Origin of the sequence: Sinomonas cyclohexanicum (assembly GCF_020886775.1) — a bacterium.
GTDB lineage: Bacteria > Actinomycetota > Actinomycetes > Actinomycetales > Micrococcaceae > Sinomonas > Sinomonas cyclohexanicum.
In genome coordinates, this window is sequence record NZ_AP024525.1 from 1,450,795 (window position 1) to 1,467,978 (window position 17,184).

Consider the following 17,184-nt stretch of genomic DNA (forward strand, 5'->3'; position numbering starts at 1 on the left):
CAAAAGCGCTCAGCGGTCGACGGCGGCGGCCCACCAGTCCGTGAGGCGCACCCCCGCGGTGGCCAGGAGGGCGCGCAGCGTCGAGATCGACAGGCCCACGACGGCGTGCGGGTCGCCGTCGACGCGGGAGAGGAACGCGCCGCCGAGGCCGTCGATCGTGAACGACCCGGCGCACTGCAGCGGCTCGCCCGTTGCGACGTACGCGGCGATCTCCTCCGCGTCCATGCTGGTGAACTCGACACCAGCGGATGCGACCAGGCCGGACCCGACTCGACCGGTGGCGACCAGACCGGTGGCGACTGCGTCCGCGCCCGGTGCGGGGGCGGCGTCGTGCGCCGGGTCCTGATGCTGCGCTTCCGGCGCCGCCCGCCGGTCCACGAGCCAGTGGCCGGTGTGCAGCACGCCAGCGCGCCCGCTCATGGCGGCGAGCCGCTCGCGGGCCACGTGCGGGGTGTACGGCTTGCCGAGGGCCTGGCCGTCGAGCTCGAATACCGAGTCGCAGCCGAGCACGAGCGTGCCCGCCGCGGCGGGGAGAGCGGCGACGGCCTCGGCCTTGGCCCGGGCCAGGAGCAGGGCCGTCTCCGCCGGAGACGCGGCCGGATGCCGCGCGGCGACCGCCTCCTCGTCCACGGCCGAGACGAGGACACGGTGCGGGATCCCGGCCTCCTCGAGGAGCTTGGTCCGCGCGGGTGACTTCGAGGCGAGGACGAGGGTGGGCGGGGCGGGAGGCGCGGTGTGCACGGTCACCCGCCCAGCCTAGCCCCGCGAGGCCTCGTGGCCCGGGGCATGATGGACCCATGGCCGCCGCTCAGACCTACGACATCAAGAAGGCCCTCCCCGCCCTCTACGCGCCCAAGCCGGGCGTCATGGCCGAGGTCGACGTGCCCGAGCTCGCGTTCCTCATGATCGACGGCCAAGGGGACCCCAACGTCTCCGTTGAGTACGCACAGGCCGTCGAGGCGCTGTACACGGCCTCCTACGCGGTCCGGGCACTGGCCAAGGAGGAACTGGGGCGCGTCCACACCGTGGCACCGCTCGAAGGGCTGTGGAGCGCCGAGGACCCCTCGGCATTCATCAAGAGGGACAAGGCCTCGTGGGACTGGACCATGATGATCGCCCAGCCCGACTGGGTCAACGCAGGCCTGGCCGCCGAGGCCCTCCGGCGCGCCGCCGCCAGGAAGCCCCTGCCGGCCCTGGGCCTCGTGCGGTTCGAGCCGTACGCCGAGGGCCGAGGCGTTCAGGTGCTCCACATCGGCCCCTACGACGACGAGGGGCCCGTGCTCGCGAGGCTCCATGACGAGTTCCTGCCCGAGCACGGCCTCGTCGAGCGGGGGCGGCACCACGAGATCTACCTCTCCGATTCCCGCAGGACCGAGCCGGCGAAGCTGCGCACCATCCTCCGCCAGCCGGTCGCGCCGCGCTAGCTGCCCACCCGCTCCGGTTCCTCCTCCTCGCGGGGGCGAGGCGCCGCCGTCGTGCGCGCGAGCTTGGCGCCCTCGATGTCGAGGTCAGGCAGGATGCGGTCTAGCCAGCGCGGGAGCCACCAGGCGGCCTTGCCGAAGAGGCGCATGACGGCGGGTACGAGGGTCATGCGGACCACGAAGGCGTCCAGCAGCACGCCCAGGGCGAGGCCGAATCCGAGGGGGCGCACCATCGTGAGGTGGCTGAAGATGAAGCCCGCGAACACGCTCACCATGATGATCGCCGCGGCCGTGATGACGCGCGCCGCGTGGTGGAAGCCCGTGCGGACGGCGAGGTGCGCCTCCTGGCCGTGGGCGAACGATTCGCGGATGCCCGAGGTGATGAACACCTGGTAGTCCATCGCGAGGCCGAACAGGATGCCGATGAGCAGGATCGGCAGGAAGCTCAGGATCGCCCCGGGGTGCGTGACGTCGAAGACCGGGCCCAGCCAGCCCCACTGGTACACCGCGACCACCGAGCCGAACGCCGCGCCGAGCGAGAGCAGGAACCCGCCCGTGGCCAGCAGCGGCACGAGGAGCGAGCGGAACACCAGCAGCAGCAGGAGCAGGGAGAGGCCGACGACGATGATCAGGTACGGCGGGAGGGCGTCGGCGAGCTTCGCGGAGACATCCACGTTCGCCGCCGTCTGGCCGGTGAGGCCGATCGTGACGCCGGTCGCGTCCTTGATCTGCGAGGCCTTGGCCCGCAGGTCGTGGACCACCTGGACCGTGCTCGCGCTCGCGGGTCCGTCGGTCGGGATGACCTGGAACACCGCGGTGCGGCGATCCGGGCTCAGCGTCCCCGGGACCGCGGCGACGACGCCGGGCACGGAGCGGAGCTGGTCCGCGACGTCGAACTCCTTGGCCTGGGCCGCGGCGGCGTCGAGGCCGGCGGGGAGGTCGCCTACGACGACGATCGGCCCGGTCATGCCCGCGCCGAAGTACTTGCCGGTGGCGTCGTAGGCCTGGAACGCGCTCGAGTCGGCGGGCTCGGAGCCGCCGTCCGGCAGCGCGAGGCGCAGCTGTGCGGCCGGGACGGCGAGGGCGCCCAGGAGCACGATCGAGGCGACCACGGAGATCCACGGGTGCCGCGTGACCCACGCACCCCAGCCGCGGTTGGACCTCTCGAGGTCCGCGCGCGCCTCGTCGGCGGCGTGGTGGGCCTCGGCGTTCTCCCGGTCCGCACGCGCCCAGCGCCGCTTCGAGACGATCCTCCGGCCCGCGAAGCCGAGCACGGCTGGCAGGAGCGTGATCGCGACGAGCACTGCCACCGCGACGGTCGCGGCGGCCGCGACGCCCATGACGGCGAGGAACGGCAAGCCGGGGACCACGAGCGCGGCGAGGGCGATCACTACGGTCAGGCCCGCGAACATGACGGCGTTGCCCGAGGTGCCGATCGAGAGCGCGACCGACTCCCGCGGGTCCATCCCGGCCAGGAGCTGGTTACGGTGGCGGTTGACGATGAAGAGGGAATAGTCGATGCCCACCGCGAGGCCGAGCATGAGGCCGAGCATGGGGGTCACCGAGCTCATCTGGATCACGCCGGTGAGGGCGAACGTCCCGCCGACGCCCACCCCGACGCCCGCGAGGGCCATCAGCAGCGGCAGCCCGGCGGCGACGAACGTGCCGAGCATGAGCACGAGCACGACGGCGGCGATCGCCACGCCGATCGACTCGGCCGGGCCGAAGATCTGCGAGATGTCCTGGGTGAGCTCCTTGCTCGCGTGGGCCTGCACGCCCGGGACGCTCGCGGCGATGCTCTGGACCTCGCTGCGCAGCGTCTGGGGGAGGCTGTCCGTCGACTTGGTGAACTGGATCGAGGCGATCGCGGCGTGGTTGTCCGAGGAGACGAACCGGAGGCCCTCGGCGGCCTTGGCCTGCCGGTCGGCGAGTGCGAGCTGGGCCTTCGCGTCGGCGAGCTGGGCGGCGCCGTCGTCGGCCTGCTTCTTGGCGGCGTCGTACTGCGCCTGGCCTGCGGCGAGCTGGGCGCGGCCGGCGTCGAGCTGGGCCTGCGCGGACGCGGTGGCCTGTGCGATCGCGGCCTCGGTGAGGCCCTGCGCGGCGAGGGCCTGCTTCTGGGCGTCGAGCTGCGCCTGGCCGGCGTCGAGCTTCGCCTTCGACTGATCGAGTTGGGCCTTCGCGGCCTCGAGCTGCGGCGTGCCCGCGGCGAGCTTGGCCTCATTCGCGGCGATCTGCGCCTGGCCGTCCGCGATCTTGGCCGCGGCGCCGTCGAGCTGTGCCTGGGTGGTGAACGGGTCGGTGACGTTCTGCACGCCGTCGAGGCCCTTGATCTTGGCCAGCGCGTCCGAGAGGCCCTTCTTCTGGGCATCGGTGAACGGCGCGCTCGGGGACTCGAACACGATGCTCGCGTTGCCGCCCGCGGCGGAGGGCAGGTCCGCCTTGAGCTTGTCGAGGACCCGCTGGGTCTCGGTGCCCGGGATCTGGAAGTTGTTGGTCATGGTGCCGTGGAACGCGGCGGCCGAGCCTCCGACCGCCGCGATGATCACGAGCCAGGCGGCGAGGACGAGCCAGCGGCGGTCGTAGGCGAGCCGGCCGAGGCGGTAGAGGAGCGAAGCCATGGGAGTCTCTCTGGGGTGGGACGGGGCGGGGTGGGAGGTGGCTGGAGTGCCGGCTGGGCTTGGGGGCGTGGACTGGGCTTGGAGCGTGGGCGGCGTCAGGGCGTGGCGAAGCCGGCCCGGAGATGGGTGATCGCCCCGCGGAGGAGCTCGCGGAGCCGGGCGAGGGACGACGGCGAGAGGTCGCCCCCGCGCTCGGAGAGCCAGACCTCGAGGGCCGCCTTCCCGCACGCGATGACGCTCGCGGAGAGCGCTGCGACGTACAGGGCGTCGAGGCCGGGCTCGCGGGCGAGGATGGCGGCGGCGATCTTCTCGCCGCACTCGTCGAAGGCCTGGAGCTGGAAGCGGGTCACGGGATCGTGGCCCACGGCCAGGAGGAACGACTGGGCCATGGGGGCGATGAGGTCGTTGTCCGCGAGGCCGGTGAGGACGTGGAGGGCGGAGTCGAGGAGGGGCTCGTCGGCGGGCCGGTCGGTCAGCTTGCCGAGGGCCGTGTCGAGGAAGCCGAACGTGGGCGCGGCGATGGCCTCGTCCACGCTGCCGAAGTAGTTGAAGAACGTGCGCCGGGAGACGCCGGCGGCGTCGGCGAGCTCCTCGACGGTGAACCCGCCGAGGCCCCGCTGGGCCGCGAGCGCGAGGCCCGCGGCGATGATGGACTCCCGTGTTGCGGCCTTGTTCTGCTCGCGACGGGAGGGTGTCTCGGTGGTCACCCCTTTACACTACGTGCAACTTTGCACGGTGGGCAAGTTTCGCGAACCGAGGGTCGCTTCGAGCGCACGACGGCGAGTGGTCGCCCAGGCGGGACTGTGCGCCCGGGGCGACCACTCGCCGTCGTGCGTGTTGTGGGTCATGTCCTTGGCCCCAAACGTGGAAACGCCTTGTCGCGAACGAGATCGCTTGGAGGCGTCTCGATCGCGACAAGGCGTCTTGCGGCGGGTTATCGACCAGTCAGTGAAGGGACATGACCCTTCACCCGAGGACAGGGCCTCTCACCGGGCTGGTGGTGGCCCGACGCCCCGGTGGGCCGTCAGCGGGCGGCGGCCAGCTCGCCGTCGTGCGCGTCCCCGGCATCCTCAAGCGACTCGTCGTTGAACGGGTCGCCGTGGCGCGGGGCGTTGTACAGGCCGAGGTCGAGGATGCCTTGGCGCTTGGCGACGATGGTCGGGACGAGCGCCTGGCCCGCGACGTTCACGGCCGTGCGGCCCATGTCCAGGATCGGGTCGATCGCAAGGAGCAGGCCCACGCCGGCCAGCGGCAGACCGAGGGTCGAGAGCGTGAGCGTCAGCATGACGACGGCGCCGGTGGTGCCGGCCGTCGCGGCGGAGCCGAGGACCGAGACCAGCACGATCAGCAGGTACTGGCTGAAGTCCAGCTGGATGCCGAAGAACTGGGCCACGAAGATCGCGGCGACGGCCGGGTAGATCGCGGCGCAGCCGTCCATCTTGGTGGTCGCGCCGAGCGGCACGGCGAAGGACGCGTAGCCGGACGGCACGCCGAGGTTGCGCTCGGTGACGCGCTGCGTGAGCGGCAGCGTGCCGATCGAGGAGCGGGAGACGAAGGCGAGCTGCACGGCCGGCCATACGCCGGAGAAGTACTGCTTGATGGACAGGCCGTGGGTCTTGACGAGGACCGGGTAGACCACGAACAGCACCAGGACGAGGCCCGCGTAGATCGCGACGGAGAATTTGCCGAGCGCGCCGATGGTATCCCAGCCGTACACGGCTACAGCGTTGCCGATCAGGCCGACGGTGCCGAGCGGGGCAAGGCGGATGATCCACCACAGGACCTTCTGGATGATCTCCAGCGCGGAGCGGTTGAAGGTGAGGAATGGCTCGGCCTTCGCGCCGATCTTCAGCGCCGCGACGCCCACGGCGATCGCGATGACGAGGATCTGCAGGACGTTGAAGCTCACGCTCGTGGTGACTGCGCCGCCGTCGGCCGCCGAGGAGGTCGCGGACAGGCCGAGGACGTTCTTGGGGAACAGGCCGGTGAGGAAGGCCCACCAGTCGCCGGTCTTGCCGGTGTACTTGGCCTCCTGCGTGATGCCCGTGTTGGCGCCCGGCTGCAGGAACACGCCGAGACCGATCCCGATCATGACGGCGATGAACGCCGTGATCGCGAACCACAGGAGGGTGTTCCACGCGAGCTTGGCCGCGTTGGAGACCTCGCGAAGGTTGGCGATCGAGCTCACCACGGCGGTGAAGATGAGGGGCACGACGGCGGTCTGCAGCAGGCTCACGTAGCTGCTGCCGATGGTCGCGAGCGTCGCGCCGAGGCCGTTCGGGTTCGCCTTGGTGCTGCCGGTGTACTTGGCGAGGAGGCCGAGGGCCAGGCCCACGACGAGGGCGGCGATGATCTGGGGACCGAACGAGGTGACCCACTTCGGGAGTCGGCGCTCGGTGCGCTGGGGGCTGGTGGAGGTGCTCACCGGTATACCGTAGGACGGCCGCCATTAGCACACGAAGCTTGTGTTTCGTCGTGTGACGTCCGAGTGTGACGGCGCGGAGGGCGGCTGATGCCTGAAATTCCGCGCCGTCACACCCGGATTGTTACGTCATTCCCATCGACCGTGTGGGATATGTCACCCGATCCGATGGCTGCGGGTTCAGATCAGCGCCCGGCGCAGCGTGTCCAACCCCACGGACCCGAGGTTGAGCGCCCGGGTGTGGAACGCCTTGACGTCGAACTCGCCGCCCTCAGCCTCGGCCTTCGCCTTGAGCTCGGCGCGGATCTGCTCCCACAGCCGCTGGCCCACCTTGTACGACGGCGCCTGGCCCGGCCAGCCGAGGTACCGGTGGTACTCGAAGTCCAGCTGGCCCTCGGAGATGTCCAGGTTCTTCGCGAGGAACTCGCGCCCCTTCTCCGGGGTCCACGTGCCGGTGCCCCAGCGCTCGGGGACCTCGAGCTCGAGGTGCACGCCGATGTCGAACACGACGCGGGCGGCGCGCATGCGCTGGCCGTCGAGCATGCCCATCCGGTCGCCGAGGTCGGAGAGGTAGCCGAGCTCGTCCATGAGCCGTTCGGCGTACAGGGCCCAGCCCTCGCCGTGGCCGGAGACCCAGCAGATGTTCCGGCGCCAGTCGTTGAGGAGCTCGCGGCGGTAGACGGCGGTGGCGCACTGGAGGTGGTGGCCGGGGACGCCCTCGTGGTAGACGGTGCTCGTCTCGGCCCACGTGGTGAACGTGTCCTCGCCCTCCGGGACGGACCACCACATGCGGCCGGGGCGGGAGAAGTCGTCCGACGGCGCGGTGTAGTAGATGCCACCGTCCTGCGTCGGTGCGATCATGCACTCGAGCTTGCGCATGGGCTCGGCGATCTCGAAGTGCGTCCCGGCCAAGCCGGCCACGGCGCGGTCGGACAGGTCCTGCATCCACGCCCTGAGCGCGTCGGTGCCGTGGAGCTGGCGGTTCGGATCCGCGCTGAGGATGGCCTTCGCCTCGGCGATCGTGGCGCCGGGCTTGATCTGCTCGGCCACGGACTCCTGCTCGGCGATGATGCGGTCCAGTTCGGCGACGCCCCACGCGTACGTCTCCTCGAGGTCCACCGTGGCGCCGAGGAACCGGCGCGAGGGCGTACCGCTCGCGGCCCACCGCGTCCGTCTCGGGGGCCTGCGGGAGGAGCTCGCCCTCGAGGAAGTCCGCGAGCTTGAGGTACGCGGACGACGCCGCGCGCGCGCCTTCCGCGAGCGAGACCGCGACGTTGTCGGGGAGGTGAGTGCCGTCGTCGGGCGCGCCCTCGCTGGCCCCGCCGAGTTTCGCATTCGCGGCGAGTTGGGCGAAGAAGCCAGTGCCCTCGGCGCCGTACTTGCGGCACTGGCCGATCACGGTGCGGACCTGCCGGGCGGCGGCGACCTTGCCGTCCGCGGCGGCCGAGCGCAGGGCCGTGATGTAGCCCTCGATCGCGGCGGGCACGTTGGCAGCGCGGCCGGCGATGTGGGCCCATTGCTCGGCCGTATCGGTGGGCATGAGGTCGAATGTTGCGCGGATGTGCTGGGCGGGGGAGTCGATGTTGTTCAGCTCCGCGGCGACCCAGCCGCTCTCGTGGCGCTCCACCTCGAGGCCTAGCCGCTCGCGCATCGCGTCCACGGTGACCTCGTCGATCTCATCCGCGGGGGTGGCCGAGCCGAGCGCGGCGAGGGTCTCACGAGCCAGTGCGGCGAGCTTTTCGAGGCCCGCGGGGGAGTGGTCCGGGTACTCGGTCTCGTGCCCGGGGTAGCCGAGCTCGGTCGCGAGGGCGGGCTCGAGCTCGAGGAACGTGGCGGTGAACTCGTTCGCGATGGCGTCCACGGCGGTGGGCTCGCGGTGCGTGGTCTTGGGTGTGCCTGGATGCGTCTGGGCTGGCTGGGTTGGATCTGGCTGGGTGTTCTCGTCAGTGTTCTGGGTCACGTGACGAGCCTAGCGCCCCCCGCCGATACGTGAAAGAACCCGTGCACATTCGCCACCTGGTGAGGGGTCACTTCCGCTGTGATGGGTCAGTTCCCGTGCGCTGAGGTCTCACCCGCTAGCGACGAGACGCCTCGTTGTGGATGAGACGCTCGCAAGAGACCTCATCCACGGCAAGGTGTCTCATCGACCGGTCCGGGGAAGTGACCCTTCAAACGGGGAGGTGACCCTTCAACGGGGAAGTGACCCTTCAACGGGGAAGTGACCCTTCAAACGGGGAAGTGACCCTTCAACGGGGAAGTGACCCTTCAACGGGGCGGGCGGGGCTACAGCCTTCCTCGGCGCTGGGCGATCATGTGCCTCGGCCGCAGCGTGGCGCGGCGGATGCGCTCGCGGCGGGTCGGGGCGGCGTCGTGCGCCTCGTCGGCCGGGGCCGAGGCCGCCGCGGCCAGCACCGCGGTGAGCGCGGCGATCTCCTCTGGCGTGGGGTTGCCCTTGGTGACGGAGAACAGCAGGGGCGCGCCCACGCCGTCGTGCGTCCCGCCAACCGAGTCCGGAAGCATCGGCTCGGTGCTCACAGCGGGATGTTCCCGTGCTTCTTGGCGGGCATGGACGCGTGCTTGTCGCGCAGCGCGCGGAGGCCGCGGAGCAGCTGGACGCGGGTCTCCGAAGGGGCGATGACGGCGTCGACATACCCGAGCTCAGCGGCCTGGTACGGGTTGAGGAGTTCCTCCTCGTAGTTCTGGATGAGCTCGGCGCGCTTGGTGTCGACGTCGCCGCCCTCGGCGACAACGGCTGCGAGCTCCCGCCGGTACAGGATGTTCACGGCACCCTGCGCGCCCATGACGCCGATCTGCGCGGTGGGCCACGCGAAGTTCAGGTCCGCGCCGAGCTTCTTGGAGCCCATGACGATGTACGCCCCGCCGTACGCCTTGCGGCAGATCACGGTCAGCTTCGGCACGGTCGCCTCGGCGTACGCGTAGAGGAGCTTGGCGCCGCGGCGGATGATGCCCTGGAACTCCTGGTCCTTGCCGGGCAGGAAGCCGGGGACGTCCACGAGGGTGATGATCGGGATGTTGAACGCGTCGCAGTGCCGCACGAACCGAGCGGCCTTCTCGGACGCGGAGATGTCCAGGGTCCCGGCGAACTGGATGGGCTGGTTCGCCACGATCCCCACCGTGTGCCCCTCCATGCGCCCGTAGCCGATGATCACGTTGGGGGCGTAGAGGGCCTGCATCTCGAGGAAGTTGCCGTCGTCGACGATCCCATCGATCACGGTGCGCATGTCGTAGCCCTGGGACGCGGAGTCGGGCACGAGCGCGTCGAGGGCGGCGTCCTCGCCGGTCTCCTCGAGCTCCTGGTCCGACTCCAGCACGGGTGCCTCGACGAGGTTGTTCGAGGGCAGGAAGTCGAGGAGCTCGCGGACAAAGTCGAGGGCGTCGGACTCGTCGGCGGCGAGGTATGTCGCCGTGCCGGTCGTGGCGTTGTGCTGTCGGGCGCCGCCGAGGGTCTCCATGTCCACCTCCTCGCCCGTGACGGTCTTGATGACGTCCGGGCCGGTGATGAACATGTGGCTCGTCTTGTCCACCATGACGATGTAGTCGGTGAGCGCGGGGGAGTAGGCCGCGCCGCCGGCCGAGGGGCCCATGATCACGGAGATCTGCGGCACGACCCCGGAGGCGGCCACGTTGTTCCGGAAGATGTCCGCGAACATCGCCAAGGATGCGACACCCTCCTGGATGCGCGCCCCGCCGCCGTCGAGGATTCCGACCACGGGGAAGCCGTTGCGCAGCGCGAACTCCTGGACCTTGACGATCTTCTCGCCGTTGACCTGGCTCAGCGAGCCGCCGTACACGGTGAAGTCCTGGCTGTACACGGCCACCGGCCGCCCGTCCACGGTGCCGTAGCCCGAGACGAGCCCATCGCCGAGCGGCTTCTTCTTCTCCATGCCGAACGAGGTGGAGTGGTGCACGCGGAGCGAGTCGAGCTCCACGAAGCTGCCCTCGTCCAGGAGCATGTCGATGCGCTCTCGGGCGGTGCCCTTGCCGCGCGCGTGCTGCTTCTCGATCGCCTCCTGGCCCGAGGGTGCGAGCGATGCCGCCCGCCGGTCGCGGAAGTCCGCGATCTTGCCTGCGGTGGTGGTCAGGTCGTGGGTCACGCTCACTCCAGCTCGTCGGTCCAGGCGCACTCGTGGTGGCTTCGTAGGTTTCGCACAGTGCGCCGCATAGTCGGCGGGCACGTCACCCAAGTCTAGTGAGGCCACAGCGGGCGGTGTGTGTAGGAACCCTACAATTTCTCGCCCCCCGTTGGCGCGTGGCGCACGACGGCGGCGGGGCGGCTCGTGCGGGTGGGTCGCTCGATTTGTTACTCACGAGTAACATCGTCTGTACACTGTCCCCATGACGAGCATCACACCCGCCCCCGCCGCGTCCCTGTCCGGCCGCACCATCCTCATGAGCGGCGGCAGCCGCGGGATCGGCCTCGCGATCGCCAAGCGCGCCGCGGCGGACGGCGCCAACGTGGCCCTCCTGGCCAAGACCGCCCAGCCGCACGCGAAGCTCGCCGGCACCGTGTACACGGCCGCGGAGGAGATCGAGGCCGCCGGCGGGCACGCCCTCCCGATCGTCGGCGACGTGCGCAGCGACGAGGATGTGGCGCGCGCCGTCGAGGCGACCCTCGAGCGCTTCGGAGGCATCGACGTCGTGCTCAACAACGCCTCCGCGATCGACCTCTCCACGACAGACGCCGTGGACATGAAGCGCTACGACCTGATGCAGGACATCAACGTCCGCGGCACGTTCCTGCTCTCCAAGCTCTCCCTCCCGGCCCTGCGCGCCTCCGCGGCGTCGGGCAGGGGCGCGCACATCCTCACGCTCTCGCCGCCCCTGAACCTCGACCCGACGTGGGCCGGCCGCCACCTCGCCTACACCATGGCGAAATACGGTATGAGCCTGACCACGCTCGGCCTCGCCGAGGAGCTCCGGGCAGACGGCATCGGGGTCAACTCGCTCTGGCCCGCTACCCTCATCGACACCGCGGCGATCCGCGCGATGCCCGACGGCGACACCCTCGCCTCCGCGGGGCGCTCGCCGCAGATCGTGGCCGACGCCGCCCACGCGGTCCTCACGAGCGACCCGCGCACCACCACCGGCAACTTCTTCACCGACGAACAGGTCCTGCGGGCCGCCGGCGTCACCGACTTCGCCCGCTACAGCCTCGGCGCCCCCGAGGACCGGCTCGTCCCGGACATCTTCCTCTGACTGGTGGCCGCTCTGACCAGCCACGACTCCCGCCCGGCACCTGGCGCTCCACGGTCATCTGGCCCCTGATCGGTACGATTCATGAATGGACGTTTCAGCGCAGCCACCTGCCCGCGGCCCCCTCGACCGGACGCTTCTGGGGCCGGAGCTCGTGCGCGCGGCCGGCCTGTCCCGGCTCGAGGTGATCGATGACATCGGCTCGACCAACGCCGAGCTCCTGCGCCTCGCCGAGACGGACGCCGACGGCTGGGGCGACCTGGCCGTCCTCACCACGGGCCACCAGAGCGCCGGGAGGGGCCGCCTGCAACGCCACTGGGAGTCCCCGCTCGGCACGTCCATCGCTGTCTCGGTCCTGCTCCGCCCGCACAACCGCGACGGCCGGCCCCTGCCCACGCAGAGCTACTCGTGGTTCTCGCCGCTGGCCGCCCTCGCCCTCCGCGAGGCACTCGCCATCTGTGCTGGCCTCGAGGCGAGCGTCAAGTGGCCCAACGACGTGGTGGTGGACGGGAAGAAGATCTCCGGAATCCTCGCCCAGCTCGCGCCGGGAGCACACGGCGCCCCGCCCGCCGTCGTGCTCGGAACCGGCATCAACGTGGGCCAGACGGAGGACGAGCTCCCGGTCCCCACGGCCACGAGCGTCCTGCTCGCCACCGGCAGGCACGTTCGCCGCGAAGACCTCCTCGCGGCGTATCTCGCGGCGTTCGGCCGCCGATACCGCGAGTTCTGCGCGGCCGACGGCGACCCCGACCTTCCGCTCGCGGGCGGACGCGGGCTGTCGGGCGAGGTGGAGGACGCGACCATCACGCTCGGCAAGCGGGTGCGTGTGGAGCTCCCCGGCGGGCAGACCCTCGTGGGACGCGCCACCGGCCTCGACGCCCACGGCGCCCTCCGGGTGGTCGAGGAGGACGGCTCGCGCCACTCGGTCGCGGCAGGGGATGTGGTCCACCTGCGCCCGGCCGACGGCGGCTATGCGTAGGATCCTCACCCCGGGGGAGCAGCTCATCGTCACAACGCGCCGGCACGGGCGGATGCTTGTGCTGCCCGCAGTGGTTCTCATCGCCGTGTGCGGGGCGGGCGCGTTCGCTGCCGGCTGGCTTGCGCGCGGGCACCTCGAGCAGACGTTTCCCTGGCTCCCTCCCGGCTCGCGGCAGTGGCTTGCCCTCGTCCCAGCGCTCCTCGGCGTGTGGATCCTGCTCGGCTACTGCCTCCGCGAGCTCCTCGCGTGGCGCTCCGTACGGTACGTCCTGACGAGCCAGAGGGTCCTGCGGCGGGAGCGCGGCCTCACCCGGCGTGACCGCGCCATGCCGCTGTCCCTCGTCCGGGACGTCAACCTGCATCAGGGATTCATGCAGGGGATGCTCAGGTCCGGAACGATAACCTTGACCTCGGGCCAGTCGGCACAGCTCACGCTCGCCGACGTGCCGGAGGCGCGCCGCTTCAGCGAGTTCATCCTCGACGCCATCGAGGAGCTGCCCGACGACGCGCCGTGGCATGGCCCGGGCGACGAGATCACCGACCTCGGCGACGCGTCGCTGCCGTGGGAACTGAGGGAGGACTGATGGACGACTCGACGGGCGAGGCCCAGATCGACGACGTCATGTCCTCTGAGCCCGGGGCGCCGGAGGACGAGTATGCCGAGGAACCCACGCCGGGGCGCGGGGCGATGGAGACGTTGGCCGGCCCCAGGAGGGTCAGCTCCAAGCAGCTCGAGGCGCTCCTCCTCGGCGGCGAGCGCACGCTCAAGCGCCGTGAGGTAGCGGCGGGAGTCGGCCTGTCCCTCTACTCGGCCCGCAAGCTCTGGCGCGCCCTCGGCATGCCGAACTTCACGGACGACGATCTTGCCTTCACCCAGACGGACCTTGAGCACCTCAAGGTCGTGCCGAAGCTCGTGCGCGACGGCGTCCTCACGGAGGACGCCGCAATCTCCGTGACCCGGGCCATCGGCCAGATGACGGACCGCATGGTCGTTTGGCAGGTCGAGGCCCTCGTCGAGGACATGGTGTCCAATGAGGGCATGACCGACGCCGAGGCCCGGATCGCGCTCATCGACCGCATCCCGGACCTCATCGCCCCGCTCGAGGAGATGCTCGTCTACTCCTGGCGCCGCCAGCTCACCGCGGGCGTGCAGCGGCTCGCGGTCCGTGCACAGGCCGGCCTGGAACGCAGCGAGGAGGGCCGCGACGGGACCGAGGACGACGCCCCGCTGCCTCTGGCCCGCGCCGTAGGCTTCGCCGACCTCGTCTCGTACACGTCCCTGTCCCGCAGGATGAACGAGAAGACGCTGGCCCAGCTGGTCCAGCGCTTCGAGAATCGCTGCTCCGAGATCATCACCGTAGGTGGCGGACGCCTCGTCAAGACGATCGGCGACGAGGTCCTGTACATCGCCGAGACGCCGACGGCGGGAGCCCAGATCTCCCTCGCGCTCGCCAAGGAGTTCGCCGACGACGACATCCTGCCTGAATGCCGGGTGGCTATGGTGTGGGGCCGCGTGCTGAGCCGGCTCGGCGACATCTACGGCCCGACGGTGAACCTCGCGGCCCGGCTCATCGCGCTCGCCGAACCGGGCCAGGTGCTCGTGGACGACGTCACGGCGAACGCCCTCAGCGGCGATGCGCGCTTTGTCCTCGACGCCCGCGAACCGCAGAACGTGCGTGGGTTCGGGGAGATCCACCCCGTGTCGCTGCGGGCCGGTGAGGGCCCCGGGATCGTGCTCGACTGACGGTTGCCGCGGCCGCCGCGCCCTGTTGGTGCCCCGGCCGGCGCGGAAGCCTGTGGCAGGATGGTCCGGCGGGGCGGTGGGCGTCGCCGGCGGCGACCGGGCCCGCGGGAGGCGTTTCCCATCACGGGGACGCCCGGGCGCGGAGGGGGATGCGGGAACCATGGTGAATCGTTCCTCGGGGGCGGAAGGAGGCCGGCGTGACGCACTCGCCTGGCGTTGAGCCGAAGCTCAGGCTCACAGTGGGCTCCGGGACTGATCGCGGACTGCGCAGGGAGCTGAACGAAGACTCGTTCCTCGCGCGCGATCCCGTGTTCATGGTTGCCGACGGCATGGGTGGCCACGAGGCCGGGGAGGTCGCAAGTCAGCTGTGCGTGCAGGCTCTGGGCGACGCACCCATCCTCGCGCCGGGGACGCACCGCGCAACCGCACAGGACATCCAACACGTCATCGAAGAGGCCGACTGGCGCATCCGAGAAGCCACGGGTGCGCGGGCGGGCACAACGCTCTCCGGCGCCGTGGTCATCCTGATCACCGCGGTGCCGTACTGGCTCGTGGCGAACGTGGGCGACTCGCGTACGTACCGTCTGTCCAAGGCCGGGCGCTTCGTGCAGATCAGTGTTGACCATTCGGAGGTCCGGGAGCTGGTGGACGCCGGCGAGATCACGCCCGAGGAGGCGCTGTTCCACCCGCGACGGCATGTCGTGACGCGTGCACTCGGCACGGGTGAGGATGCCGAGGCCGACTTCTGGCTCCTGCCTGTTGAGGCCGGCGATCGCCTCCTCGTCTGCTCCGACGGGCTCACGTCTGAGCTGCGCGACGAGGAGATCCTCGGCATCCTCACGAGCCGGACACATCCTCAGGATGCCGCCGACGCCCTGATTGGCGCGGCGATCGACGCCGGCGGGCGGGACAACATCACGGTGATCGTCGTGGACGCACGGGACGTGGCTGCCAACTAGGACCTCGGCCTCAGAATGGCGGTGGGGTGTCGCCCTGGGGGTAGGTGATGTATTCCTGCCCGGATGGCGCGGTCCATTGCAGGGTGCCGGGCGGGTTCCTCGGAGGACTGGTGGTGATGGTCGTACCTTTCGGGACCTGGTTCGTCCTGGAGACGCGGGCGACCACCGCTGAGACCGCGGCGACTGCTTCTGACTGCGCGATGCCGATGTGTTCGACGCTCCAGTACCCGAGTGTCTTGAGTCGGTGGTGTTCTCGGCAGAGCTGGGCGAGGTTGTCGGTGCCGGTGATGCCGCCCTGGTGCCATTCGTGCGTGTGGTCGGTTTCGGTGGCGGCGGCGGGCTTGTCGCAGCCGGGGAATCTACAGGTCGCGTCGCGCGCTCCGAGGAATCGGCGCATGGCGGCAGTGGGTGTGTAGCGGGTGCGGCCGATTGACAGGGGTGCGCCGGTGGTGGGGTCAACGGTGAGCTGGGACCAGGTGGCGGCGCGGGCCGCGAGCTGTTTGGCCGTGGCGGGATCGAGGGGACCGTAGCCGAGCAGCTCGGCGGGGGCATCGCCGGTGCCACCAGCGGTGGCGGCCGGAAGCAGGAGGATCGTCTCGCAGCGCACGCCTGACGCGTGACCGAAGGCGGCGCGGGTATTCGCGCGGACCGCGGACTCGGCCTCGGCTTCAGGTACGGCGAGGTCCGTTTCCGCCGGGCCGGGATCTGCCATGAAAGGCGCCGTGCCGCTGAGCAAGTCGGCAAGGGCGTCGGCGCGGAGCTGGGGCAGGGTGCGCCGCTCGTCAGGGCCCTGGAGGGAGCGCGCGATGGATTCGAGGCGGGTGTCGATGGCCGCGCCGGTCTCGAGGGGGAGGTAGGCGGTGAGCCAGCACATGCCGTCCCCGGCGGGGTCGACGTCCACGCGACGGTCGGTGATGGCCTTGGCCCGGCGGGCGGCGAGGGCCTCGTCGGTGTAGTCCTCGACGAGTCGGCGAAGGCGCCTCGCGAGCGTGGTGGGGTTGGGGGTTCGGTCGGGGTCGGCGGGCGCCGCGATATCGACGGCCTTGGCGAGGAACTCGGAGAGCCTCCCGGGTGGAACGGGCAGTGCGGCGTCCATGGTGGCCTTGGCGCGGCGGACGGACAGGCGCCGTTCGCGCAGGGCGCTCAGGACGGGCACGGCGGCGGGGTCGGTGAGGGAGAGTGCCTCGGCGACGAGTCCCTTGGCCGTGCGGACGGAGACCTTGAGGCGGGCGGTGATCTCGGACGCGGCGATAGAGGTCGCATCGGCGAGGCGGAAGGGTTCCCCGGCGGTGCCGGCGGACGCGTCGACCAGGGCCCTGATCACTGCGGCGCGTTCGGCGAGGCGCGCGGCCTCCTCGCCGTCGAGGGCGGCGAGGCGGTCCAGGAGCTGAGCCCCGGCGCGTTCGCGCAGCTCCGCCAGCACGATCTCGCGGGGCAGCGGCTCCAGGTCCTCGGGGGAGGCATGCCCGGTGCCGTCCTGGGGCGACCCGTCCTCGTGGAACACCGCCGCTAGGGCCGCCTCGAGCTCGTCATCGGCAAGCCCCACCGCAGTTTCCTGATCCTCGCGCTGCCACTGGAGGCGCAGCCACTCCGGGGGCTCGACCGGCCCGCCGACACCGAGTGAGTCCAGCAGTAAGGCTTCCTCGGCCCACTTCTCGTCGAACTCTTCAGCGCCCGCCATAGTCTCATCCTAGAACATATCTCTGGCAGGTGGAAGATGTATCGGAAATATATACGATAAGGCATCCGCGGCGGGGCGCACGACGGCGGCAACTCGCCGCCGTCGTGCGCACCGCCTGTATCCGCGGGGAGCCTCAACCCGGAGCCT

The 17,184-nt window shown here is 70.8% G+C and carries 13 protein-coding genes and 1 pseudogene; 6 read left to right on the top strand and 8 right to left on the bottom strand.

Annotation, left to right across the window (positions count from 1 at the left end; translation table 11 throughout):
• Window positions 1-9 precede the first annotated feature (9 nt).
• On the bottom strand, window positions 10-747 hold the full coding sequence (locus SCMU_RS06685) for a Maf family protein (protein WP_229232240.1): 738 nt from the start codon (window positions 745-747) through the stop codon (window positions 10-12).
• A gap of 50 nt (window positions 748-797) precedes the next feature.
• Here SCMU_RS06685 and SCMU_RS06690 point away from each other — a divergent pair, with 50 nt between their 5' ends.
• Complete coding sequence (locus tag SCMU_RS06690) at window positions 798-1,424, top strand: GyrI-like domain-containing protein (RefSeq protein ID WP_229232241.1); 627 nt, start codon at window positions 798-800, stop codon at window positions 1,422-1,424.
• Here the strand turns inward: SCMU_RS06690 and SCMU_RS06695 are convergent.
• From SCMU_RS06695 to SCMU_RS06720, 6 genes and pseudogenes are all read right to left on the bottom strand, one after another.
• Window positions 1,421-4,039, bottom strand: coding sequence for an MMPL family transporter (locus SCMU_RS06695; RefSeq protein ID WP_229232242.1), 2,619 nt, complete (start codon window positions 4,037-4,039; stop codon window positions 1,421-1,423). The two genes, SCMU_RS06690 and SCMU_RS06695, sit on opposite strands and share 4 nt — an antisense overlap.
• 95 nt (window positions 4,040-4,134) lie before the next feature.
• Window positions 4,135-4,746: a TetR/AcrR family transcriptional regulator gene (locus tag SCMU_RS06700; RefSeq protein WP_229232243.1), complete on the bottom strand. Its 612-nt coding sequence runs from the start codon at window positions 4,744-4,746 to the stop codon at window positions 4,135-4,137.
• A gap of 317 nt (window positions 4,747-5,063) precedes the next feature.
• The gene (locus tag SCMU_RS06705; protein ID WP_229232954.1) at window positions 5,064-6,470 is read right to left on the bottom strand and encodes a dicarboxylate/amino acid:cation symporter; all 1,407 of its coding nucleotides are present in this window, start codon (window positions 6,468-6,470) and stop codon (window positions 5,064-5,066) included.
• Between the two features lie 171 nt (window positions 6,471-6,641).
• Window positions 6,642-8,322: pseudogene (locus tag SCMU_RS06710) on the bottom strand (DUF885 domain-containing protein).
• A 422-nt stretch (window positions 8,323-8,744) separates the two neighbouring features.
• Window positions 8,745-8,996, bottom strand: coding sequence for an acyl-CoA carboxylase epsilon subunit (locus tag SCMU_RS06715; RefSeq protein ID WP_229232244.1), 252 nt, complete (start codon window positions 8,994-8,996; stop codon window positions 8,745-8,747).
• Window positions 8,993-10,576, bottom strand: a complete 1,584-nt coding sequence (locus SCMU_RS06720) for an acyl-CoA carboxylase subunit beta (protein ID WP_443020230.1) — start codon at window positions 10,574-10,576, stop codon at window positions 8,993-8,995. The genes SCMU_RS06715 and SCMU_RS06720 overlap by 4 nt, the downstream gene beginning before the upstream one ends.
• 241 nt (window positions 10,577-10,817) lie before the next feature.
• Between SCMU_RS06720 and SCMU_RS06725 the strand changes: the two genes are divergently transcribed.
• The 5 genes from SCMU_RS06725 to SCMU_RS06745 all read left to right on the top strand — a co-directional run bounded on the left by SCMU_RS06725 (window position 10,818) and on the right by SCMU_RS06745 (window position 15,356).
• Window positions 10,818-11,678 (top strand): SDR family oxidoreductase, encoded by an 861-nt coding sequence (locus tag SCMU_RS06725; RefSeq protein WP_229232246.1) that lies wholly within the window; start codon window positions 10,818-10,820, stop codon window positions 11,676-11,678.
• A gap of 85 nt (window positions 11,679-11,763) precedes the next feature.
• The gene (locus SCMU_RS06730) at window positions 11,764-12,654 is read left to right on the top strand and encodes a biotin--[acetyl-CoA-carboxylase] ligase (protein WP_229232247.1); all 891 of its coding nucleotides are present in this window, start codon (window positions 11,764-11,766) and stop codon (window positions 12,652-12,654) included.
• Complete coding sequence (locus SCMU_RS06735; RefSeq protein ID WP_229232248.1) at window positions 12,647-13,237, top strand: PH domain-containing protein; 591 nt, start codon at window positions 12,647-12,649, stop codon at window positions 13,235-13,237. The genes SCMU_RS06730 and SCMU_RS06735 overlap by 8 nt, the downstream gene beginning before the upstream one ends.
• The gene (locus SCMU_RS06740) at window positions 13,237-14,397 is read left to right on the top strand and encodes an adenylate/guanylate cyclase domain-containing protein (RefSeq protein WP_229232249.1); all 1,161 of its coding nucleotides are present in this window, start codon (window positions 13,237-13,239) and stop codon (window positions 14,395-14,397) included. Before SCMU_RS06735 ends, SCMU_RS06740 begins: the two co-directional genes overlap by 1 nt.
• Window positions 14,398-14,594: 197 nt before the next feature.
• Window positions 14,595-15,356, top strand: a complete 762-nt coding sequence (locus SCMU_RS06745; protein ID WP_229232250.1) for a PP2C family protein-serine/threonine phosphatase — start codon at window positions 14,595-14,597, stop codon at window positions 15,354-15,356.
• A gap of 10 nt (window positions 15,357-15,366) precedes the next feature.
• Here the strand turns inward: SCMU_RS06745 and SCMU_RS06750 are convergent, their stop codons facing one another.
• On the bottom strand, window positions 15,367-17,037 hold the full coding sequence (locus tag SCMU_RS06750) for an HNH endonuclease signature motif containing protein (protein ID WP_229232251.1): 1,671 nt from the start codon (window positions 17,035-17,037) through the stop codon (window positions 15,367-15,369).
• Between the last annotated feature and the right edge of the window lie 147 nt (window positions 17,038-17,184).